Consider the following 23,212-nt stretch of genomic DNA (forward strand, 5'->3'; position numbering starts at 1 on the left):
CCTGGCATCTGTTTTTGTTGGACCATCTGCAGTAGCATTTTCTAACGAAGATGTTGTTGCTCCAGCGAGAATCTTGAACGACTTTGCTAAGAACGCTGATGCACTTGAAATCAAAGGTGGTGCAATCGAAGGCGCTGTCGCATCAAAAGAAGAGATTCTTGCGCTTGCAACTCTTCCAAACCGCGAAGGACTTCTTTCTATGCTCCTTTCTGTACTTCAAGCGCCAGTTCGCAACGTTGCACTTGCTGTCAAAGCAGTTGCAGACAACAAAGAAGACGCAGCTTAATCTTAAGCTACGTAGCGTAGCCTAGCTACGAAAAAATATTATAAATTTAAAAATTATTTGGAGGAAATAACAATGGCATTGAACATTGAAAACATTATTGCTGAAATTAAAGAAGCTTCAATCCTTGAATTGAACGACCTTGTAAAAGCTATCGAAGAAGAATTTGGTGTAACTGCAGCTGCTCCTGTAGCTGTAGCTGCTGCTGGTGCTGGTGAAGCTGCCGCTGCTAAAGATTCATTTGACGTTGAATTGACTGCAGCTGGTGACAAGAAAGTCGGCGTTATCAAAGTTGTACGCGAAATCACTGGTCTTGGCCTTAAAGAAGCTAAAGAACTCGTTGATGGTGCACCAAACGTTATCAAAGAAGGCGTTGCTGCAGCAGAAGCTGAAGAACTTAAAGCTAAATTGGAAGAAGCTGGAGCTTCAGTTACTCTTAAATAATAGAGTTTCCAATCATAGAAATCAACCAAGTCGAAAGACTTGGTTTTTTGTATCCAAAAATCATTTTTATGTTAAAACGCTAACAAAAAATAGGATTCTATGATATAATTTAGACAGATTATTGCGATTTAGGAGATATTATGAATAAGATAAAAGTTATATGAGATTGTAGATTAGCAGATTTTTGTTAGGGAGATTCAGATGAATGGAAGCAATGGCTTACTGTTGCTCGTTCTCTGGTTTAAAGGATTTGTTATTCTTTTTAGAATAATTTGAAAGGGATTTTATGAAAAAGTTTTTTGGGGAGAAGCAAACTCGTTTTGCTTTTAGGAAATTAGCTGTCGGGCTTGTTTCGGCTGCTATTTCTAGTTTGTTTTTTGTGTCTATCGTTGGGGTTGACTCTGTTCAAGCGCAGGAAAAGTTGAATGTTCACTATAAATACGTGACAGATACTGAAATAACTCCGCAAGAAAAGGAGTTGATTGTAAGTGGATTTCCTAAAATGTCAGAAGGCAACGAGGAGACTTACTATCTTGTCTACAGGTTAAACTCAAATACTGGAGCAAAAACCTTACCGAATACAGGCGATGATAACAATTCCAATACTATGATGACGGCTGGTCTGTTAACGACGATAGGATTGGTTGTTTTTGTTGTGTCGAAAAGAAAGGTTAAAAGCAAGTTCCTATTGACTGTTTTGGTGGGTGCTGGTGTCGGAGGAGGTTTGATACTATCCGTCGATGCGTTGGAAAATGGGATCTTGCTGCAGTATAATGCCGAATATCAAGTGTCGGCTGGGGAAAGTCTGCCGTCACCGGGTGAGATCTCGGGCTATACCTATGTTGGCTACATAAAAGATGAATCAATTAAAAAATTATTAGACAATAAGATTCTTGATAATCAGCAGAATGCTAATCTAAATAAAGAGACTTTAAACCAAAATGAGAAGCTAGATTATTCAGTTTCTTTTGATAAGAATGGGCTGAAAAATCAAACTCTTGGTGTCAATACAATTGAGCCCCAAGATGAAGTCTTGTCTGGCCGAGTAGCTAAACCAGAACTATTATACAAAGAAACGTCTATTGAAACTGAGATAGCCTTTGGAGAACAAATACAAGAAAATCCGGATTTACCTGAAGGTACTGTAAGAGTAAAACAAGAAGGCGAACCAGGCCGTAAAATCGAAGTCGTTCGAATTTTTACTGTAGATAATGCGGAAGTTTCTAGAGAGGTTCTTTCGACAAAAATAGAGGAAGCGACTCCTAAAATAGTGGAAAAAGGGACTAAAAAGCTTGAAGCGCCTAGCGAAAAACCAGTAGCTTCTAACTTAGTGGCACCCGAGCAAGTTGCTCCCTTACCAGAGTACACAGGCGTCCAAGCCGGCGCAATCGTTGAGCCTGAGCAGGTTGCTTCATTACCTGAGTATACAGGTACATTATCTGGAGCCATAGTTGAGCCTGAACAAATTGAACCGGAGATTGGAGGTGTCCAATCAGGAGCAATTGTTGAACCCGAGCAAGTTACATCATTACCAGAATACACAGGAACTCAGGCAGGTGCGGTAGTCGAACCTGCGCAAGTGACTCCCTTACCAGAGTATACGGGAACTCAAGCAGGAGCAATCGTAGAACCTGAACAAGTTTCTTCATTGCTAGAGTATACAGGAACCCAATCCGGTGCGATAGTCGAACCTGCGCAAGTGACTCCATTGCCAGAGTATACGGGAACTCAAGCAGGTGTAGTAGTGGCACCCGAACAAGCGACTCCATTACTTGAATATACAGGAACGCAAGCAGGAGCCATAGTTGAGCCTGAACAAGTGTCTTCATTACCTGAATACACAGGAACCCAAGCAGGTGTAGTAGTTGAGCCTGAACAAGTGTCTTCATTACCAGAATATACAGGTGTTCAATCAGGAGCAGTAGTGGCACCCGAGCAAGTGACTTCATTGCCGGAGTACACAGGAGTCCAAGCAGGAGCTGTAGTGGCACCTGAGCAGGTCGCTCCACTACCAGAGTATACAGATGTCCAAGCAGGAGCCATAGTTGAGCCTGAGCAGGTAGAGCCTCCGCAAGAGTATACTGGAAACATCGAACCAGCAGCTCCAGAAGCAGAAAATCCTGCTGAAAAAGCTCAAGAGCCGAAAGAGCAGAAGCAAGAACCTGAAAAGCATATTGAATTGAGAAATGTATCTGAACTGGAATTGTATAGTCTATCTGACGGAAAATACAAACAACACGTTTCTCTGGATGCCATTCCAAGAAATCAAGACAATTATTTTGTGAAGGTCAAATCTTCTAAGTTTAAAGATGTTTTCTTGCCGATTTCTTCAATAGTTGATAGCACGAAAGATGGTCAGCCGGTTTATAAAATTACAGCAAGTGCTGAAAAATTAAAACAGGACGTCGACAATAAGTACGAGGACAATTTTACTTTCTATCTAGCTAAAAAGGCAGAGAGAGAAGTCACAAACTTCACTTCCTTTAGTAACTTGGTTCAAGCTATAAATAATAATCTTGGTGGAACCTATTATTTAGGTGCTAGTCTGAATGCCAATGAGGTCGAACTAGAAAATGGCTCTAGCAGTTATATAAAGGGCAGATTTACTGGTAAGCTGATTGGCAGCAAAGACGGAAAAAATTATGCTATTTATAATTTGAAGAAGCCTTTATTTGACACTTTGAGCGCTGCTACTGTAGAAAATCTGGCTCTTAAAGATGTAAATATCTCAGGGAAATCTGAAATTGGGGCCCTTGCAAATGAAGCCAATAATGCAACAAGGATTAACAATGTCCATGTAGACGGTGTTCTGGCTGGTGAACGAGGTATTGGTGGCTTGGTGTGGAGGGCATATAATTCTAAGATTACCAATAGCAGTTTCAAGGGAAGAATTGTTAACTCCTATGAAACGAGGTCACCATACAATATTGGAGGATTAGTAGGTCAACTTACTGGGATCAATGCAGTAGTTGACAAGTCAAAAGCTACGATTGCCATCTCGTCAAATGCGGATAGTACAAACCAAACTGTCGGCGGCCTTGCAGGTCTTGTCGAGAAAGATGCGCTTATCAGCAATAGTTACGCTGAGGGCAACATTAATAATGTGAAGCGCTTTGGAAGCGTTGCTGGTATAGCTGGCTACTTATGGGATAGAGATTCTAGCGAAGAGAGACACGCTGGAAGATTGCATAATGTTCTTAGCGATGTCAATGTTATGAACGGAAATGCGATTAGTGGCTATCACTATCGAGGAATGAGGATAACTGACTCATATAGCAACAAGGAGAACAGAGTCTACAAAGTGACTCTTGAAAAGGATGAGGTTGTAACTAAGGAATCTCTCGAAGAGAGAGGAACAATCCTTGATGCTTCTCAAATCGCAAGTAAGAAATCTGAAATCAACTCTCTTAATGTACCGACTGTCGAAAATTTGCTGACTAGCAGCAATAAAGAAAGTGATTTTTCTAAGGTTGAAGACTATCAAGCCAGTCGAGCATTAGCGTATAAGAATATCGAAAAATTACTGCCGTTTTATAATAAGGCAACCATTGTCAAATACGGTAATCTGGTAAAAGAAGATAGCGCTTTGTTTGAAAAAGAAGTCTTATCTGCAGTCATGATGAAGGATAATGAAGTAATTACAGATATTGCTTCGCATAAAGAGGCGGCTAATAAGCTCTTGCTGCACTATAAGGATCATTCATCTGAAACACTAGATATTACCTACCAATCTGACTTTAGTAAGTTAGCAGAATACCGTGTTGGCGATACTGATCTCATCTATACGCCAAATCAATTCTTGCATAGTCATAGTTCGATCATCAATGAAGTTTTGCCTGATTTGAAAGCGGTCGATTATCAGTCAGAGTCTATCAGAAACACCCTAGGTATTTCTTCAGGAGTTTCACTGACGGAATTATACTTAGAAGAGCAGTTTGCCAAAACCAAGGAAAATCTAGCAAATACACTGGAAAAACTGTTGTCTGACGATGCAGTCATTGCCAGCGAAAATCAAACGATTAATGGTTACGTCGTAGATAAAATCAAACGCAATAAGGAAGCCTTGCTTCTAGGTTTGACCTATTTAGAACGCTGGTACAACTTTAACTATGGTGACGTGAATATCAAAGACTTAGTCATGTACCACATGGATTTCTTTGGTAAGGGCAACGTATCACCTCTAGATACAATCATTGAATTAGGTAAATCTGGCTTTAACAATCTTCTAGCCAAGAACAACGTAGATGCCTATAGCATCAGCCTTGCAAACAATAATGCAACAAAAGATTTGTTCAGCACGCTTGCCAATTATCGAGAGGTATTTTTACCAAACAAAACAAATAATCAATGGTTCAAAGAGCAAACCAAGGCTTATATCGTTGAAGAAAAATCAGCTATTGATGAGGTGAGGGTCAAACAAGAGCAGGCTGGCAGCAAGTATTCAATCGGGGTGTATGATCGAATTACCAGCGACACTTGGAAATACCGAAATATGGTTCTACCTTTGCTGACAATGCCTGAAAGATCTGTCTTTGTCATCTCGACTATATCTAGTCTTGGTTTTGGTGCTTATGACAGATATAGAAATAATGAGCACAGAGCAGGGGCAGAACTCAATAAGTTTGTTGAGGATAATGCCCAAGAAACCGCAAAACGTCAACGCGACCATTATGATTATTGGTATAGAATATTAGACGAGAAGGGGCGTGAAAAGCTCTATCGAAATATCTTGCTCTATGATGCCTATAAGTTCGGTGATGACACTACTGTTGGCAAAGCTACAGCAGAGGCGCAATTTGACAGTTCTAATCCAGCTATGAAGTACTTCTTTGGACCTGTTGGAAACAAGGTTGTACACAACAAGCATGGAGCTTATGCTACTGGGGACGGTGTTTACTATATGGGCTATCGCATGCTGGATAAGGACGGAGCCATTACCTATACCCATGAAATGACGCATGATTCTGATAATGAGATCTATTTGGGTGGATATGGAAGAAGAAGTGGACTGGGTCCAGAATTCTTCGCCAAGGGCTTGTTGCAAGCACCGGACCATCCAGATGATGCGACAATCACGGTCAACTCAATTCTCAAATATGACAAGAACGATGCGACTGAAAAATCTCGTTTGCAAGTCCTGGATCCAACTGAACGATTCCAAGATGCGGATGATTTGAAAAACTATGTTCACAATATGTTTGATGTCATTTATATGTTGGAGTACCTAGAAGGGATGTCAATCGTGAACCGTCTGTCCGATGTGCAGAAAGTAAACGCTCTGAGAAAAGTCGAGAATAAATATGTCCGAGATGCTGATGGAAATGATGTTTACGCAACCAATGTGATAAAAAATATTACAATGGCGGATGCGCAGAAAATAAACTCATTCGACAGTCTGATTGAAAACAATATTCTTTCAGCGCGTGAGTACAAAAATGGTGATGTAGAAAGAAATGGCTACCATACAATTAAACTCTTCTCTCCGATTTATTCGGCATTAAGCAGTGAAAAAGGAACTCCTGGAGATCTTATGGGAAGGCGTATGGCTTATGAGCTTCTGGCAGCCAAAGGCTTCAAAGATGGTATGGTCCCTTATATCTCTAATCAGTATGAAGATGATGCTAAGCAAAACGGGAAAACAATCAGTATCTATGGTAAGACCAGAGGTCTGGTAACTGATGACTTGGTTTTACGCAAGGTCTTCAATGGTCAGTTTAATAATTGGACAGAGTTTAAGAAAGCTATGTATGAAGAACGTAAAAACAAGTTCGACAGCCTGAACAAGGTCACATTTGATGATACAAGACAACCATGGACAAGTTATGCTACTAAGACCATTAGTACCGTGGGAGAGTTGCAGGCATTGATGGATGAAGCAGTTCTCAAAGATGCAAATGACAATTGGTATTCTTGGAGCGGCTATAAACCAGAACATGACAGCGCTGTGCATAAGCTGAAAAAAGCAGTCTTCAAAGCCTACCTCGATCAGACCAATGATTTCAAAAAATCAATCTTTGAAAACCAGAAGTGATTGGTTTGAGCAGTCAAATGGTCTGCAAAGTTACAAGTCTGAAATGATAGGGCAGAGCTTGAATTACTCTTAAATTCAGACTTTCTTGCAGATAAGAAATGACGAACCTAGTGAAAACTAGGTTTGTTTTTCTATATAAGTCAAGCAATTAAAACAGTTGCTGGTCTGCTTTCAGGCAGTTTGTTGCTGACAGTCAGTTATGAGGCTGATACTAGACAGGAAAAAAGTCCCCAATAACCTTTACCCGCTTTCATATTTTTGTTATAATATCTATAGTAAAGCGTGCATTTGCGCGCTCTTTTCTGTGTTTAGAAAGCACTTGGGTGCTTTAGAGTGAGTTATTTTTGAATAGATGGTGAAGGAGGAGTTATGTTATACATTTGGTCTTATTTGAAGAGATATCCTAAGTGGTTGGTCTTGGACTTTGTTGCGGCAATCTTTTTTGTAATCGTCAATCTAGGTCTGCCAACGGTGCTGGCTCGGATGATTGATGAGGGAATCAATCCTAAGCAGACAGATCGGCTCTTTTTCTGGGCTTGGGTGATGTTTGGCGTTATTATCTTAGGAGTGCTGGGGCGAATCGTTCTGGCTTATGCGGCAGGGAAGCTAACGACGACCATGGTGCAGGACATGCGCAATGATCTCTATGCTAAGCTTCAAGAGTATTCTCATCATGAGTATGAGCAAATCGGTGTATCCTCTTTAGTCACGCGCTTGACCTCGGATGCTTTTGTACTCATGCAGTTTGCAGAGCAAACCCTGAAAATGGGTGTCATTACTCCCATGATGATGCTGTCTAGTATTCTCATGATTTTCTTGACCAGTCCGTCTCTGGCCTGGATTGTAGCTGTTTCAGTGCCCTTCTTGGCTGTTGTGGTCATTTATGTGGCGGTTAAAACTAAGCCCTTGTCTGAAAAGCAGCAGAAGACCCTTGATAAGATTAATCAGTATGTGAGGGAAAATTTGACTGGTCTGCGCGTTATTCGAGCTTTTGCAAGAGAGGAATTTCAAGAGAAGCGTTTTGCTGACGAAAATGAGGTCTACGCGCAAAACTCCAATAAGCTCTTTAAGCTGACTGGTCTGACAGAGCCGCTCTTTGTGCAGATTATTATTGCGATGATTGTGGCCATTGTCTGGTTTGCCCTAGATCCTTTGCGGGATGGAAGTCTTGAAATCGGGAATCTTGTTGCCTTTATCGAATATAGCTTTCACGCGCTGCTGTCCTTCCTCTTCTTGGCCAATCTCTTTACCATGTATCCTCGGACGGCGGTATCGAGCCAGCGGCTCAAGGAAGTCATGGACATGCCCATTTCAATTAATCCTAATCAAGATGGTATAACCGAGACAGATACACAGGGTTATCTGGAGTTCGACAATGTAACTTTCGCTTATCCAGGTGAGACAGAGAGTCCTGTACTGCATAATATTTCCTTCAAAGCTAAGCCTGGTGAGACTATTGCCTTTATCGGTTCAACTGGTTCTGGTAAATCTACACTGGTGCAGCTGATTCCTCGCTTTTACGATGTAACACTAGGTAAGATTTTAGTGGACGGTGTGGACGTCCGTGAATACAATCTGAAAGCTCTTCGTCAGAAGATTGGCTTTATTCCGCAGAAGGCTTTGCTATTTACCGGAACTATCGCAGCGAACCTGCGCTACGGAAAGGAAGAGGCTAGTCAGGAAGAGCTGAGTCAGGCGGCTGAGGTTGCTCAAGCCAAGGACTTTATCGAGAGTCGGGAAGAGCGTTTTGAGACTCATCTGGCTGAGGGAGGAAGCAATTTATCCGGAGGGCAGAAGCAACGGCTCTCTATCGCCCGAGCGGTGGTCAAAAAGCCGGATATTTATATCTTTGATGACTCTTTTTCTGCTCTGGATTATAAGACAGATGCGGTGCTTCGTCGTCGCCTCAAGGAAGTGACAGGTCAGGCAACAGTGCTGATTGTAGCCCAGCGAGTGGGAACCATCATGGACGCTGACCAGATTATCGTTCTGGATCAGGGCGAAATCGTTGGACGCGGGAAGCATGAAGAACTAATGGAAACCAACGATATCTATCGTGAAATTGCGGATTCGCAGCTGAAAAATCAATCTTTGGCAGAGGAATAGAAAGGAGACTGATATGAAAAACACATCTAGTTTTGCTCGCCTGTGGAGCTATCTAAAAGTTTATAAATTTGCAGTCGCCTTTGCGATCTTCCTCAAAATCCTCAGCGTCGTTATGAGTGTCGTCGAGCCCTTTGTCTTAGGTCTAGCCATTACTGAACTGACAAATAATTTGCTGGATATGGCTAAAGGTGTGGCTGGTGCCCAGATTAATGTGTCCTATGTTGGCTGGGTCATGGTCTTGTATTTTGTGCGGGCAATTTTTTATGAAATCGGTTCTTACTATTCTAATTACTTTATGACCAATGCAGTGCAGGCTACCATTCGTGACTTGCGAGATGAACTTAGTCATAAGATTAATCGCATCCCCGTTTCTTACTTTGATAAGCACCAGTTTGGTGACTTGCTGGGGCGTTTTACCAGCGATGTCGAAGCTGTTTCCAATGCCTTGCAGCAGTCCTTTCTGCAGGTTATAAACGCAGTCTTTACTCTGATCTTGGTTATCGTCATGGTATTGGTACTCAATCTGCAGTTGGGTATCATTGTGGTAGTTTCGATTCCGATTACCTACCTCAGTGCTCGCTTTATCGTAAAGAAATCCCAGCCGTACTTTAAACAGCAGGCAGATGCATTGGGAGCTATGAATGGCTTTGTTCAGGAGAATTTGACAGGCTTTAATATTTTGAAGCTCTATGTCAGAGAAGAAAGCTCCCAGGAGGATTTTCGTCAAATTACGCAAAATCTGCAGAAAGTAGGTTTTAAAGCCAGCTTTATCTCTGGTTTGATGATGCCTGTTTTGAATGTTATTTCAGATCTGACCTACCTCTTGCTGGCTCTGCTGGGCGGTCTTCAGGTTATTGCAGGACGATTGACAGTCGGAAATATGCAAGCTTTTGTTCAGTACGTCTGGCAGATTAACCAGCCCATTCAAAACCTGACTCAGTTAGCAGGTCAGCTGCAGAGTGCCAAGTCTTCTTTAGACCGGATTTTCCAAGTGCTGGATGAAGCAGATGAAGTCAATGATGAGACAGAAAAGCTGGATCAAGATCTGACAGGTCAGGTTAGCTTCAAGGATGTGGACTTCCAGTATGTGGCAGACAAACCGCTCATTCGGAATTTCAATCTGGAAGTCAAACCAGGAGAAATGGTGGCTATTGTCGGTCCGACTGGTGCTGGTAAAACCACGCTGATTAACCTGCTCATGCGTTTCTACGATGTGACCAAAGGTGCGATTACTGTGGATGGTCATGACATACGCCATTTGTCTCGTCAGGACTACCGAAAACAGTTCGGTATGGTGCTGCAGGATGCCTGGCTTTATGAGGGGACTATCAAGGAAAATCTTCGCTTTGGCAATCTGCAAGCCACTGATGAAGAAATTGTAGAAGCGGCCAAGGCAGCTAATGTGGACCACTTTATTCGGACCTTGCCAGGCGGCTACAATATGGAAATGAACCAAGAATCCAGCAATATCTCGCTAGGTCAGAAGCAGTTGCTCACGATTGCGAGGGCTCTTTTGGCCAATCCTAAGATTTTGATTTTGGATGAAGCGACCTCATCTGTCGATACACGGCTGGAGCTCTTGATTCAAAAGGCCATGAAGACACTTATGCAGGGACGGACCAGTTTTGTCATCGCACACCGGCTGTCGACCATTCAGGAAGCGGATAAGATTTTGGTGCTCAAGGATGGTCAGATTATCGAGCAAGGAAACCATGAGAGTCTCTTGGCTGATAAAGGATTTTATTATGACCTCTATCAGAGCCAATTTTCTAAAAAGGCGGAAGAAGCTTGATAATGCTTGCTAAATTTTTTGACAACTGCTAGAATATTAAGCAAAGTGAGGTAGCAATGTCTTTAACAAGTCAAATTATTACAGCAGAATTTCCCGATTTAGATAAGGTTGAGGCCTTAAACCGCGAGGCTTTTCCTGAAGAAGAGAGAGTTCCTATCAGTGAATTTCTCCGCTATACTAATGATAAACGGTCTCATTTCTTTGCCTTCTACAATGAGGAAGAATTTGTTGGTTTTGCTTTTGCAGTCTATAACGAAAAAATGTTCTATGTCAGCTTCTTTGCGATTATGCCGCACCTTCGCAGCCATGGCTATGGGGGAGAAATTATTCATAAACTGACAGAGTTTTATCAAAAAACCATGGTTCTAGAAGTGGAACGTGTCGATGAGGAATGTGACAATCTAGAGCAACGTCAAGCACGTATGGACTTCTATAAGCGTAACGGCTTTCGAACGACTAATGCCTTTCTGGAATATGAAGGATTAAGCTTTGAAATCCTGTATTTGGGAGACCATTTTGATGAGGAGGCTTATCGAGATATTTTCCATATGCTGCAAGAGAAGAACTTCTTTGAATTCGAAATTAAGTACCGAAGATTTAGCGATGTTTAAAAACAAGCAATTTCAAAAAGGTTGAGATAAGATGTCTCAACCTTTTTACTATGAAAAATCTCTTTTATTTTGTTTAGGATCAGGATGTACAATATTGTATTTCTCGCGCATTAAGCGTCGGTAGCGCATACCGGTTTGCTGCATCAAAAAAGTCGAAATGACTAAGGACAGGCCTAGCAGAAAAAGATTTTGGCGCAGGATATAGAAAAAGAAGCAAGAAATAAATAAGATAAGAGAGTACTGACCAATCAGCTTTTTATCAATTTGGTAGAAGTCGTGATTGTACCAAGAAGTTGCTAAAGTCCCGATGAAAAAGGCCAGAATGGAAAAGATAAAGAAATAAGTGCCTAATTCATGATGGGCTTTATTGGCAATGAACTGGAGACCAAGAGTAAGAAACATGAGGCTCAGTATGATAATCAGATGAGCATAGTGAAGCAGAAGCGGTGAAGCATTTTGATGGTGATTAACATTGATAAAGGTCTGGACAATATAAAAAACAAAGAGAAAACCTAAACCGAGAAAGAAGACAACACCCTCCAAAGGATAGTGAGTAAGGGGATAGGTGCGGATAATTGTAACAACGGATTCGCCAAAAGTCAGAATTGTAAAAAGCTGCTTGCGCTCCAGAAAGTGAGCGAAATTGAAGCGGTCTGTGAAGAGTTCTTTTCTGAAAAAAAGGGGCAAAATCAGAGGAAGATAGTAGACTGGAAAAACAGAAAGGGAAAAAGGAATCAGAGTAGTTGCAAGAGGTAGAAGGGCGATAGAATAGATAAGCAAGAAGCTGATATGAAACTTCATGACCCGATTAAATCCTAGTTTTAGTCCCTTGAGATAATATTGGAGGGCAATGGTCAGGTAAGCTAGTATTAGAAAACAATTAAAGGCGATAACAGTAAGCTGGTTATTGGCAAGGATATCTAAATCAAAATTGATGTTGAGAGCCAGATTTCCTACCCAGAGCATGAGAAAAATTACTGAGTAAATGTCAATCATGCGCGAGTCGCCGTATTTGTTATAGTAATAAGCTTCATTACTCCAAATGCTAATCATGACAATGTTGATAGTGATAAAGGCTACAATTTGCTGCCAGTTCAAAGGCTCGATATGGATGGCAGAAGTCATCTGACTAATCGCTAAGACAAAGGATAAGTCAAAAAAGAGTTCGTAGTTGGATACGCGTTTCGAAACAATCTTGGACATAGATCCTCCTATAAATAATTAGGGAAAGCAAGCGAAGTCAACATAAAATAGACAAAGAGATATGTAAGCTCTTTCTAACTTTTCTTCTCTTAGTATAACATAAAGGAGCCACGCAAGAAAGGCAGGTAAGGAGGTGAGTTATAGAAAATACCTTGCGATTTAAAACGAAAAATTTTATTTAGTCTTAAATCACTCAAAATTCACAAAAAATCTGTGGATAAATGAGGATTTTGCCCAAAATTCTGGATAGATAATTCGATTTAAATCAGATATAGCCTTTTGATTTGAATTAATATTCTGAAAAATTCAAAAGTCTTGCGTATCGGGCTATTTCCGTATATACTGATAAAGCATGAAAAAAATTAAAGGAGATTCCCGTGATTAAAAAAGGTGGCTTAACAGGCTTGCTCTTATTTGGAATATTTTTCGGTGCTGGGAATTTGATTTTCCCGCCTTCACTTGGAACATTATCTGGCCAGCATTTTTGGCCAGCTATTGCAGGATTTGTCCTGTCTGGAGTTGGGCTTGCTGTGCTGACTTTGATTATCGGAACTCTCAATCCTAAGGGATATATCTATGAGATTTCTAAGAAGATTGCACCTTGGTTTGCTATTGTCTATCTTGTTGCCCTCTATCTCTCCATTGGGCCCTTCTTTGCTATCCCGCGGACTGCGACAGTGGCCTATGAAGTTGGTATCGCTCCTATGCTGTCTAAAAATATGACAGGTATCGGATTGATTGTTTTCACGACACTTTACTTTGCGGCGGCTTATCTGATTTCTTTGAATCCATCTAAGATTTTGGATCGGATTGGACGTATTCTGACGCCTGTCTTTGCAGTTTTGATTATTATCTTAGTCATTCTAGGAGCTTTGAAATACGGAACAACGACACCTCGGCAGGCTTCGGAAGCTTATTTAGCGTCAGCTTTTGGACAGGGCTTCTTGGAAGGTTATAACACTTTGGATGCCTTGGCTTCCGTGGCCTTCAGCGTAATCGCAGTAACAACTCTTAACCAGCTAGGTTTCAAGAATAAAAAGGAATATGTTTCAACCATCTGGGTTGTTGGTTTGATGGTAGCGTTGGGTTTTAGCGCTATGTATATCGGTTTGGCTTTTCTGGGCAATCATTTCCCAATTCCAGCTGAGATTATTGCCAAAGGCAATCCAGGTGTTTATGTCCTATCGCAGGCGACACAGGCTATCTTTGGATCTACAGCACAGATTTTCCTTGCAGCTATGGTTACTGTGACTTGCTTTACGACAACAGCAGGACTTATTGTATCGACTGGGGAATTCTTCCATAAAACTTTCCCTAAGGTATCTTATAAAGTGTACGCAACGGTCTTTACTTTGATTGGGTTTGCAATTGCTAATCTTGGGCTTAATGCTATTATTCAATATTCTGTTCCAGTCTTGCAAATTCTCTATCCAATTACCATTGTTATCGTACTGATTGTCATTGTCAATAAATTCTTGCCACTATCCAAAATCGGTATGCAATTGACGGTAGCAGCAGTGACTCTGATTTCCTTTGCGGGCATTCTTGGGCAGCAGTTCCATATCACTAGGATAAGTGATATTGTAAATGCCCTTCCATTTGCTCAGGCTTCTTTGCCTTGGTTGGTGCCGGCTCTAGTTGGAATCCTACTTTCTCTCTTTTTGCCTAACAAGCAGAAGAGTGAGCGTTTTGAGATGGAGAGCTAATAGATAACATCCGCCACAATGTGGTGGATGTTTTTGCTAAATCCAGAAATCTCAAGCAATATAACATCAAATTCAAGTTTTTTCAAATCAATCTCCCTATTTTTAGGGGGATTTTTATTTTATACTAGAGTCAGAAATTGATAGAGAGGTTTTTGAAATGGCAACAAGTTTTTTGTTCTTTATTTCTGTTTTTCTGGCGGGGATTCTATCTTTTTTCTCGCCCTGTATTTTACCGCTTATGCCAGTCTATGTGGGGATTTTGCTGGATTCGGATCAGCCGAAAACGGTTCGGTTTATGGGAAAAGACATTTCCTGGTATGGTCTAGCTAAGACGCTCTGCTTTATAGCTGGCTTATCAACTGTATTCTTAGTTTTGGGCTACGGAGCTGGTGCTTTGGGGCAAGTCCTCTATGCCCCTTGGTTTCGCTATGTTCTGGGCGGGATTGTCATTCTACTGGGAATCCACCAGATGGGAATCATTAATATCCAGCAGCTGCAAAAGCAAAAGAGCATCCAACTTAAAAAGAATAGTAAAAGAAGTGATTTTCTTAACGCTTTTCTCTTGGGTATCACCTTTAGCTTTGGTTGGACGCCCTGTGTGGGACCTGTTCTGAGTTCTGTTTTAGCAATTGCTGCTTCTGGAGGCAACGGCGCTCTTCAGGGAGGCTTGCTTATGTTGGTTTATACACTTGGATTAGCCCTTCCTTTTCTAGCCATGGCTTTGGCTTCTGGCTGGGTATTACAGCGCTTTGCGAAACTCAAACCTTATATGGGAACGCTTAAGAAAATCGGCGGTGCACTCATTATTCTCATGGGAATTTTGCTAATGCTTGGAAATCTAAACGTTTTAGCATCATTATTTGGATAAAAATTATATAATTAAAGGAGACACATCATGAAAAAAATCACTACACTTACAATCGCTGCACTTAGTATCTTTGTCCTAGCTGCCTGCTCTAATCAAAAATCAGATTCTGATATGAAGAAGATGGATGACAGCAGCATGATGAAGAAAGACGTTATGAAAAAAGACGACATGAAGAAGGAGGATATGAAAGACTCCAGCATGTCTGATGATAAAATGAAAAAGGATGATATGAAGGATTCTTCTATGATGTCCGACAATAAGTCTGATATGAAAGATGATATGAAATCAAGTGATTCAAGCATGAAGGATGACATGAAAGATTCATCCGAAATGTCATCTGACAAATAAGAATTCCACCATAGGAAAGAAAGTCGTCAGTTTTGTCGGCTTTCTCCTTATTTTGAAAGGAAAGAAAACGATGAAGAAGTTATCGATATTGACAGTCAGTCTGCTTTGTGTCGGCTTTTTGGGAGCCTGTTCAAATCAGAAGATAAACTCGGAAGTTTCTAAAAGTGATAAAAGCAATATGCAAACAAAAGCTGATTCTGAGCAATCTACCAAGATGGCCAAGGACTTTAGTCTGCAAGGAGTAGATGGCAAGACCTACAAGCTGTCTGATTTCAAAGGCAAGAAAGTCTATCTAAAGTTTTGGGCTTCTTGGTGCTCAATCTGTCTATCTACACTTGGAGATACCAATGATTTGGCTAAGGAGCAGTCAGGAAAAGATTATGTTGTCCTATCGGTGGTGTCTCCGACTTTTAACGGAGAAAAGTCTGCCTATGATTTCAAGGAATGGTACAAGTCTTTGGATTATAAAGACTTCCCAGTTCTCATGGATACCAAGGGAGAATTGCTGAAAGAATACAGTATTCGCTCTTATCCCTCTGCTCTATTCGTAGGAAGCGACGGTTCTCTTGCCAAGACACATATTGGCTACATGAGCAAGGAAGATATTGAGAAAACATTGAAAGAAATCAAGTAGAAAGGAGTAATGAACATGGAAGGCAAATGGAAGATTCTTCTGGTTATGCTTGGTTTGCTTGTCTGCTTTGGACTGGTCTATGTGATTATGGGAAATGGTAAGCAAACGTCTCCTGAGCAGATCAAGAAAGCCTCTATGAGCAAGACAGAAGCGGTAGCCAAACAAAAGCAAGAAGACGTCAAGGAAGAAGATAAGCGGGAGATTTATCTGGCTGGCGGCTGTTTTTGGGGAGTAGAAGAGTACTTTTCTCGTGTGCCAGGTGTAATTGATGCAGTATCAGGCTATGCAAATGGTAAGGGAGACACGACCAAGTATGAATTGGTCTCTCAAACTGGTCACGCTGAGACTGTTCACATCACTTACAATGCCAAGAAAATTTCGCTAAAAGAAATTCTGCTTCACTATTTCCGCATCATTGATCCAACTTCTAAAAACAAGCAGGGAAATGACCAGGGTACCCAGTATCGGACAGGTGTTTATTATAAGAACGAAGCTGATCTTGAGACTATTAATCAGGTCTTTGATGAGGTTGCTAAGAAATATGATAAACCTTTAGCTGTTGAAAAAGAAGCTCTGAAAAACTTTATCAAAGCAGAAGATTATCATCAGGATTACCTGAAGAAGAATCCTAATGGATATTGCCATATTGATGTCAATCAAGCTGCTTACCCAGTTATCGAAGCTAGTCGCTATCCTAAACCTAGCGATGAAGAGATTAAGTCCAAGCTCTCGCCAGAAGAATATTCTGTCACACAAAAGAATGATACAGAGCGAGCTTTTTCTAACCGCTATTGGGATAAGTTCGATGTTGGTATCTATGTGGATGTGGTGACGGGAGAGCCTCTCTTTTCATCAAAGGATAAGTTTGACTCTGGCTGCGGTTGGCCAAGTTTCACCCGTCCTATCAGTCCAGATGTAGCGACTTACAAAGAAGACAAGAGTTTCAATATGACACGGACGGAAGTTCGCAGTCGGGTTGGAAATTCCCATCTGGGTCATGTTTTCACAGACGGTCCTAAGGACAAGGGCGGCTTGCGCTATTGCATCAATAGTCTGTCAATTAAGTTCATTCCAAAAGCTGAGATGGAGGAGAAGGGCTACGGTTATCTTTTGGATTATATTTAAGAGCATTTTGATTGAAAATTTGCTATAATAAATCCAGTATAAATAAGGAGTTGAATCTTGTGTATTCAATTATGATTGTAGAGGATGAGTATCTGGTAAGACAGGGAATTGCGTCCTTGGTAGACTATGAACAGTTTGGTATGCAAGTTATTGCCCAGGCTGAAAATGGAAGAGAAGCTTGGCAGAAATTTCAGGAAAATCCTGCTGACATCCTGCTAACCGATATCAATATGCCACAGATGAACGGCCTCGAACTGGCCAAGCTAGTCAGAGATCAGGTTCCTACTTGCCATATCGTTTTTCTGACGGGCTATGATGATTTTGACTATGCTCGGACGGCCATTAAGCTAGGTGCTGATGACTATCTGCTAAAGCCTTTTTCCAAGGATGATGTTGAGGAAATGTTGGCCAAGGTGCAGACCAAGCTTGATAAAGAACGCAAAAAAGCCCAGATTCAAAACTTGGTCGATCAGGGGCAGCGTTCTGAGTTGGAAGAGGCTATTCACGAGCGTCTAGCAGATTCAGAATTAAGCCTGAAGAGTTTGGCTTCCCAGCTGGGTTTCAGTCCCTCTTATCTCAGCGTTTTAATCAAAAAAGAACTAGGCTTGCCCTTTCAAGATTATTTGATTCAAGAGCGGATGAAAAAAGCAAAACTCTTACTCCTAACTACAGATTTGAAGATTTATGAAATAGCAGAGCAAGTAGGTTTTGAAGATATGAACTATTTTTCTCAGCGCTTCAAGCAGGTGGTTGGGCTGACACCTCGGCAGTTTAAAAAAGGAGAGGAGAAATGAAACGATATCCGCTTCTTATCCAGTTGATTGTCTATATTTTTCTGCTGGTTCTTTTGCTCTTGGGATTTGTTGGGAGTCTTTACTATCAGACTAGCTCGGGGACTATTCGACAGCTGACAGAGCGAACTACGCGTAATAGCATGGAGCAAAGTGGGCAGTTCATTGCTTCCTATTTGCAGAAATTAAAACAAACCACCTCCACACTAAGCAAGGAAGAAACGATTCGTAAATTTGCTCAGAATCAAGAAAGTAGTGAAACATCCGTTCAGACTTTGATGAAAACCATCATTGAAACAGATCCGGATTTGGTGTCGGCAGTATTGGTTACCAAGGACGGGCGCGTGGTCTCGACAGATACTCAAATAAGTATGCAGACATCCTCTGATATGATGAATGAAAAATGGTATCAGGAAGCTGTCCGTACCAGAGCCATGCCTGTCTTGACTCCTGCTCGCAAGGAGTCTCTATCATCAGAGAAGGAGAAGTGGGTTGTTTCCGTCACTCAGGAAGTGGTGGATGAAGCAGGGCAGAATCTCGGTGTTTTGCGTCTGGATATCGGCTATAACAGTCTCAAAGCCTATCTGGATCGGCTTCAGCTAGGGAAGAAGGGTTTTAGCTTTATTGTCAACAGCCAGCATGAATTTGTCTATCATCCCAAGAAAAGTGTTTATTCATCCAGTCAGGAAATGAAAGCTATGCAGCCCTATATCTCGGTCAAGGACGGTTACGCAGACCAGAAACAGGCGTTTGTCTACCAGATTGATATCGCGGACAGCGACTGGACTCTAATTGGTGTTGCCTCATTGGAGCAATTGCAGATGCTTCAGTCACAGATGCTTTATTCTTTTGTAGGAATGGGAGTTTTAGCACTCCTGATGTGCTTGACTGGTATTTGGTTTGTCCTGCGTTTGTGGATTAAGCCTCTGCAGAATCTGCAGGCTGTCATTCTGAAGATTGGCTCGGGCGACTCAAACCTTCGGGCAGAAGCAAAGGGTTCTCCAGAGTTGGTTGACTTGGCTCAGCAATTCAATAAAATGTTGGACCAAATTGAACAACTAATGGAAGCTGTCAAGACTGAAGAACAAAATGTCCGACGCTATGAGCTCCGAGCTCTCTCAGCTCAAATCAACCCCCACTTCCTTTATAATACCTTGGATACCATTGTATGGATGGCTGAGTTTAATGACAGCAAGCGTGTTGTTGAGGTAACAAAATCACTCGCTCAGTATTTCCGTTTGGCGCTTAATCAAGGGCACGAACAGATTGCTCTTAGAGATGAGATTGACCACGTTCGTCAGTATCTCTTTATCCAGAAGCAGCGCTATGGTGACAAGCTCCAGTATGCGATTGAAGAGGATCAATCCATAGCTGATTATAAACTGCCCAAGCTGGTACTTCAGCCTTTGGTTGAAAATGCCATCTACCATGGAATAAAGGAAATTGACAGACAGGGCATGATTCGGGTGACATCAGTAGTAGAAGAGGGGCAGCTGGTACTGTCTATCTATGATAACGGCCGAGGCTTTGATGTCAACGCCTCTATGGATGCGACTCTCCTTCGCTTAGGTGGTGTCGGTCTGAAAAATGTTGATCAACGCTTAAGATTGCAGTTCGGAGACGACTACCATATGGAAATCCAGTCCGAACAAGATAAATTTACCCAGATTAGTCTTTATTTACCGCTAGTTACAGATGATTAGGTCTATTAAGTTTTAAAATATTCAAGCCGGTAGGATTTTCTCCGGCTTTTTACTGTTTGAAAAAATGTACTATTATTGCTGTTCATCAGGCGAATTTTTCTCTCTTTCTACTCTCATCACGCTTGCAAGAAAATTACCGTAGCGGATTTGTGAAAAATCTATAAGATTCATTTATAATGATAAGTGAATGTATATTCTACGTAAGTAGTTAGAGGAGAGTAAATGGAATCACCTTTATTTTTTGTTTCAGTTTTTTTAGCGGGTATTTTGTCCTTCTTTTCCCCTTGTATTTTTCCCTTATTGCCGGTTTATATTGGCATTTTATTGGATGACAAGGAGGGCAAGACCCTGAAAGTATTTGGACGGGAGCTTGCTTGGCAAGGCATGGTTAGAACGCTCTTTTTCATTGCAGGCATCTCAACGGTCTTCTTTTTGCTTGGCTTTGGAGCTGGATTTTTAGGAACTATTATTTACAGTTCGACCTTTCGTTATGTGATGGGTGGCCTCATCATTCTGCTAGGTCTGCATCAGATGGAGCTTATTAATATTCGTCAGTTACAGATTCAAAAGAGTTTGACTTTCAAAAAGAACGGTCAGAAGCATCATTTTTGGTCTGCTTTCTTACTGGGGATTACCTTTAGCTTTGGTTGGACTCCCTGCATCGGTCCGATTCTCAGCTCAGTCCTGGCTTTAGCAGCTTCGGGTGGAAATGGTGCTTTTCAGGGAGCAATTTTGACCTTGATTTACACTTTGGGAATGGCTCTGCCTTTCTTAATTCTAGCTTTGGCATCAAGCTTTGTTATGCAGTATTTTAATAAAATCAAGCCTTATATGGGCCTGATGAAGAAAATTGGCGGAGCCCTGATTATTCTGATGGGAATTCTGCTGATGTTAGGACAGCTTAATGCCCTGTCTGGACTTTTTGGATAAAAGGAGAGAAAGAAATATGAAAAAATTCGTTACATTATTAGCAACTGTGTCAGCTGTAGCCTTTTTGGCAGCCTGCTCAGAACAGGAAGAGAAGCCTATGACTATGCCTACAACCAGTAGTTCATCTAGCGAAGTTGCTCAGACAAGTACAGTCGCCCAAGCAGCTGTCGGTCAAGAGGCGCCTGACTTTACTTTGCAGTCTATGGATGGAAAAACAGTCAAACTTTCTGACTACAAAGGCAAGAAAGTTTATCTAAAATTCTGGGCTTCTTGGTGTGGACCTTGTAAGAAGAGTATGCCAGAATTGGTCGAATTAGCTGGTAAAACAGATCGTGATTTTGAAATCTTGACAGTTGTAGCACCAGGCCTCCAAGGAGAGAAATCTGTCGAGGAATTTCCAAAATGGTTTCAAGAACAAGGTTATAAAGATGTACCAGTTCTATTTGACACTTCAGGAGAAATTTTCCAAGCCTATCAGATCCGCAGTATCCCGACTGAAATCCTCATTGACAGTCAAGGGAAAATCGGTAAAATCCAGTTTGGAGCTATCAGTAATGCTGATGCAGAAGCAGCTTTCAAGGAAATGAAATAAAGCGAAAAAAGAATGGACTTATGATCCATTCTTTTTTAGTTTGTAAGGTAATTAAGCACTAGCACCTGATGTTGCATCAGCTCCTCCGTCTCCATGACCTCCATCGCCTCCAGCATCAGAAGCACCAGAAGTAGCGTCTGCGTCTCCATGACCTCCGGCAGGAGCAAATGGTCCGCTGCCTCCAACCAAACGTTTACCAGTTTCTTTTAAGTACCAGTCGAGCCATGGTTGGAAATTAAAGACGATTTCATTGATACCTGCGTATGATCCGTCTGGATAGTACATAGCTTGGTAGTTGTGGGTATTGATAACTCCTGCAGGTGAACCAGGGACGATTGTACGAACGTATTCTTGGTTTCCGTTGCGAAGTGTTCCGATAACCCACTCTACATTTTTCATCCGAGCTGGTGGAAGAGAGCCGTGAACAGTTGACATGCGGCTACCTGATTGAGGTGGCACACGTTTGGCAAACATAGTGTCTGGGTCTTGGTGAGCGTTGTTGTAGTAGAGGAATTGGTTGTTATCGTCAGCGTATGTCAATTCAAATGGCATAGCTTTCAAGAACATATCAATTTGATTAACGGTCAAGATACCATGGTCAAGTTTGACATAAGTATCACCTGAAACAGCGCCAGTGATTTCAGCGACTTTTTCCACCCATTCTGGATCATCTGGATCAACTTCTGTAATTGTCGTAGCGATTGGCTTTCCGCAGTCTAAGTCTTCAGGTTCAATTGGTTTTGGTTTTTTCAATTTTGAAACGACCTCTACATATTTGATAAAGTTATCTAAGCATGTTTCAAGGAAATTCACAGTTCCTTCGTTAGTGATATTGCCATCATTGTCAAAAGCTTCCTTGGCTTTGCCCAGCAAGAACTCATTGCCTGGAAGGGTATAAGCATTGACGCCAGGAGCATCTAGGATTTTACGCAGGTGAACTTGAGCGCGAGATGTTCCTTGGTCGTAGTAAGAAGCACCGACAATCATGACAGGCTTGCTTTCGAAAGGATGAACCTCATAAGAGAGCCATTCTAAGACACTCTTCAAAGGAGCGCTGATAGTATGATTGTGCTCAGGGGTTGCGATGATGACACCGTCTGCACGTGTGATTTTGTTATACAAATACCGCAATTGGAAGCTTTCATCCCATTTTTCATCTTGGTTAAACATTGGGACTTCATCGATTTCTAAGACTTCCAATTCAAATTTAATTTTGAACTGACGACGGATGAATTCCAATAATTTTCGGTTATATGATTGTTCGTAGTTTGATCCTACAATTCCAACAAATTTCATTCTTTCGGTCTCCTATCTTACAATTTTTCCCAGTTAAATTCTTCAGCATCTTTGCGAAGCAATTCTTGTGCGTTGCGCAATTTTTCAGTGATTTTGACAAAGATACGGAAGTCATCAAAGATAGCATCCAATTTTTTGACAACGTCAAGATCTACCAAGTCTCCGCTTTGATCAAAAGCTTGAAGAGAATGTGAAAGCAAGAACTCATCTGGAAGAACAGTTGCCTTGATTTCTGGAGCGTTCAAAATTTGACGGAGCTGCAGCTGGGCACGAGAGGAGCCAAGTGTACCATAAGAAGCACCAGTGATCATGACCGGCTTGTTCAGCAGTGGATAAATACCATAAGAAAGCCAAGCCAGAGCATTCATGAGTACAGCTGGGATAGAATGGTCGTATTCAGGTGTGCCGATAAGTACGCCATCCGCAGCATCAATTTTTTCGGCAATTTCTGATACCAACTCAGGGACATTTCTGTCAGCAGGTTTATTAAACATCGGGATATCTTTAATCTCAACCAGCTCGATTTCAGCCTTGTCAGCGAAGTGCTTAGACATATATTGAAGAAGTTGCCGGTTTGTAGAACGCTTAGAATTTGTTCCAACAATTGCAATAAGTTTTAACATAAAATTTCCTTTCTGAAATTAAGATACAAAACCCTCATGTGTGCATTTATTTTTCTTTAGGCAGATAAAAACCAGAAGAAAGAGAGGGTGTTTTTAAATGGGCATGTTTATAAAAGCTAGAGCGAT

General features: G+C 41.4%; 18 protein-coding genes. 15 read left to right on the forward strand and 3 right to left on the reverse strand.

The genetic code is table 11. From position 1 onward, the window contains the following. From rplJ to QZ169_RS03850, 6 genes are all read left to right on the forward strand, one after another. Positions 1-286 (forward strand): 50S ribosomal protein L10 (gene rplJ / locus QZ169_RS03825; RefSeq protein WP_295504997.1); only part of this gene is annotated, 286 nt, incomplete at its 5' end. A 72-nt stretch (positions 287-358) separates the two neighbouring features. Then, the gene (gene rplL / locus QZ169_RS03830) at positions 359-727 is read left to right on the forward strand and encodes a 50S ribosomal protein L7/L12 (protein WP_002895571.1); all 369 of its coding nucleotides are present in this window, start codon (positions 359-361) and stop codon (positions 725-727) included. A gap of 286 nt (positions 728-1,013) precedes the next feature. Continuing rightward, on the forward strand, positions 1,014-6,758 hold the full coding sequence (locus QZ169_RS03835; RefSeq protein ID WP_295504998.1) for a ZmpA/ZmpB/ZmpC family metallo-endopeptidase: 5,745 nt from the start codon (positions 1,014-1,016) through the stop codon (positions 6,756-6,758). A gap of 369 nt (positions 6,759-7,127) precedes the next feature. Then, entirely contained in the window at positions 7,128-8,864 is a 1,737-nt protein-coding gene (locus QZ169_RS03840; protein WP_295504999.1) for an ABC transporter ATP-binding protein, read from the forward strand. 13 nt (positions 8,865-8,877) lie between these two features. After that, entirely contained in the window at positions 8,878-10,656 is a 1,779-nt protein-coding gene (locus QZ169_RS03845; protein WP_295505000.1) for an ABC transporter ATP-binding protein, read from the forward strand. A 56-nt stretch (positions 10,657-10,712) separates the two neighbouring features. Further along, entirely contained in the window at positions 10,713-11,267 is a 555-nt protein-coding gene (locus QZ169_RS03850; protein ID WP_295505001.1) for a GNAT family N-acetyltransferase, read from the forward strand. Positions 11,268-11,315: 48 nt separating this feature from the next. On the opposite strand, the gene QZ169_RS03855 is transcribed toward QZ169_RS03850, so the two are convergent. After that, entirely contained in the window at positions 11,316-12,470 is a 1,155-nt protein-coding gene (locus QZ169_RS03855) for a low temperature requirement protein A (RefSeq protein WP_295505002.1), read from the reverse strand. A 377-nt stretch (positions 12,471-12,847) separates the two neighbouring features. On the opposite strand from QZ169_RS03855, the gene brnQ reads away from it, so the two are divergent. The 9 genes from brnQ (at position 12,848) to sdbB (ending at position 21,167) form a co-directional block, all read left to right on the forward strand. Then, the gene (gene brnQ / locus QZ169_RS03860) at positions 12,848-14,176 is read left to right on the forward strand and encodes a branched-chain amino acid transport system II carrier protein (RefSeq protein WP_295505003.1); all 1,329 of its coding nucleotides are present in this window, start codon (positions 12,848-12,850) and stop codon (positions 14,174-14,176) included. A gap of 157 nt (positions 14,177-14,333) precedes the next feature. Beyond that, complete coding sequence (ccdA2, locus tag QZ169_RS03865; RefSeq protein WP_002900406.1) at positions 14,334-15,044, forward strand: thiol-disulfide oxidoreductase-associated membrane protein CcdA2; 711 nt, start codon at positions 14,334-14,336, stop codon at positions 15,042-15,044. Positions 15,045-15,071: 27 nt separating this feature from the next. After that, the gene (locus QZ169_RS03870) at positions 15,072-15,392 is read left to right on the forward strand and encodes a hypothetical protein (protein WP_295505004.1); all 321 of its coding nucleotides are present in this window, start codon (positions 15,072-15,074) and stop codon (positions 15,390-15,392) included. 70 nt (positions 15,393-15,462) lie between these two features. Then, positions 15,463-16,026: a redoxin family protein gene (locus tag QZ169_RS03875; RefSeq protein WP_295505005.1), complete on the forward strand. Its 564-nt coding sequence runs from the start codon at positions 15,463-15,465 to the stop codon at positions 16,024-16,026. Between the two features lie 15 nt (positions 16,027-16,041). Next, positions 16,042-17,151 carry a peptide-methionine (R)-S-oxide reductase MsrB gene (msrB, locus tag QZ169_RS03880; RefSeq protein WP_295505006.1) on the forward strand — a complete coding sequence of 370 codons (1,110 nt, stop codon included), beginning with the start codon at positions 16,042-16,044 and terminating at the stop codon, positions 17,149-17,151. A gap of 59 nt (positions 17,152-17,210) precedes the next feature. Next, positions 17,211-17,945 (forward strand): response regulator, encoded by a 735-nt coding sequence (locus QZ169_RS03885; protein ID WP_295505007.1) that lies wholly within the window; start codon positions 17,211-17,213, stop codon positions 17,943-17,945. Further along, positions 17,942-19,645, forward strand: a complete 1,704-nt coding sequence (locus QZ169_RS03890; RefSeq protein WP_295505008.1) for a sensor histidine kinase — start codon at positions 17,942-17,944, stop codon at positions 19,643-19,645. The genes QZ169_RS03885 and QZ169_RS03890 overlap by 4 nt, the downstream gene beginning before the upstream one ends. Positions 19,646-19,867: 222 nt before the next feature. After that, the gene (gene ccdA2 / locus QZ169_RS03895; protein ID WP_049542437.1) at positions 19,868-20,575 is read left to right on the forward strand and encodes a thiol-disulfide oxidoreductase-associated membrane protein CcdA2; all 708 of its coding nucleotides are present in this window, start codon (positions 19,868-19,870) and stop codon (positions 20,573-20,575) included. A gap of 16 nt (positions 20,576-20,591) precedes the next feature. Next, positions 20,592-21,167 carry a thiol-disulfide oxidoreductase-associated lipoprotein SdbB gene (gene sdbB, locus QZ169_RS03900; protein WP_295505009.1) on the forward strand — a complete coding sequence of 192 codons (576 nt, stop codon included), beginning with the start codon at positions 20,592-20,594 and terminating at the stop codon, positions 21,165-21,167. A 51-nt stretch (positions 21,168-21,218) separates the two neighbouring features. On the opposite strand, the gene QZ169_RS03905 is transcribed toward sdbB, so the two are convergent. Beyond that, positions 21,219-22,463: an NAD(P)H-dependent oxidoreductase gene (locus tag QZ169_RS03905; protein WP_295505010.1), complete on the reverse strand. Its 1,245-nt coding sequence runs from the start codon at positions 22,461-22,463 to the stop codon at positions 21,219-21,221. A 17-nt stretch (positions 22,464-22,480) separates the two neighbouring features. After that, on the reverse strand, positions 22,481-23,086 hold the full coding sequence (locus QZ169_RS03910) for an NADPH-dependent FMN reductase (protein ID WP_002900396.1): 606 nt from the start codon (positions 23,084-23,086) through the stop codon (positions 22,481-22,483). Positions 23,087-23,212: the final 126 nt, after the last annotated feature.

This window comes from uncultured Streptococcus sp. (assembly GCF_905372115.1).
Lineage (GTDB): Bacteria > Bacillota > Bacilli > Lactobacillales > Streptococcaceae > Streptococcus.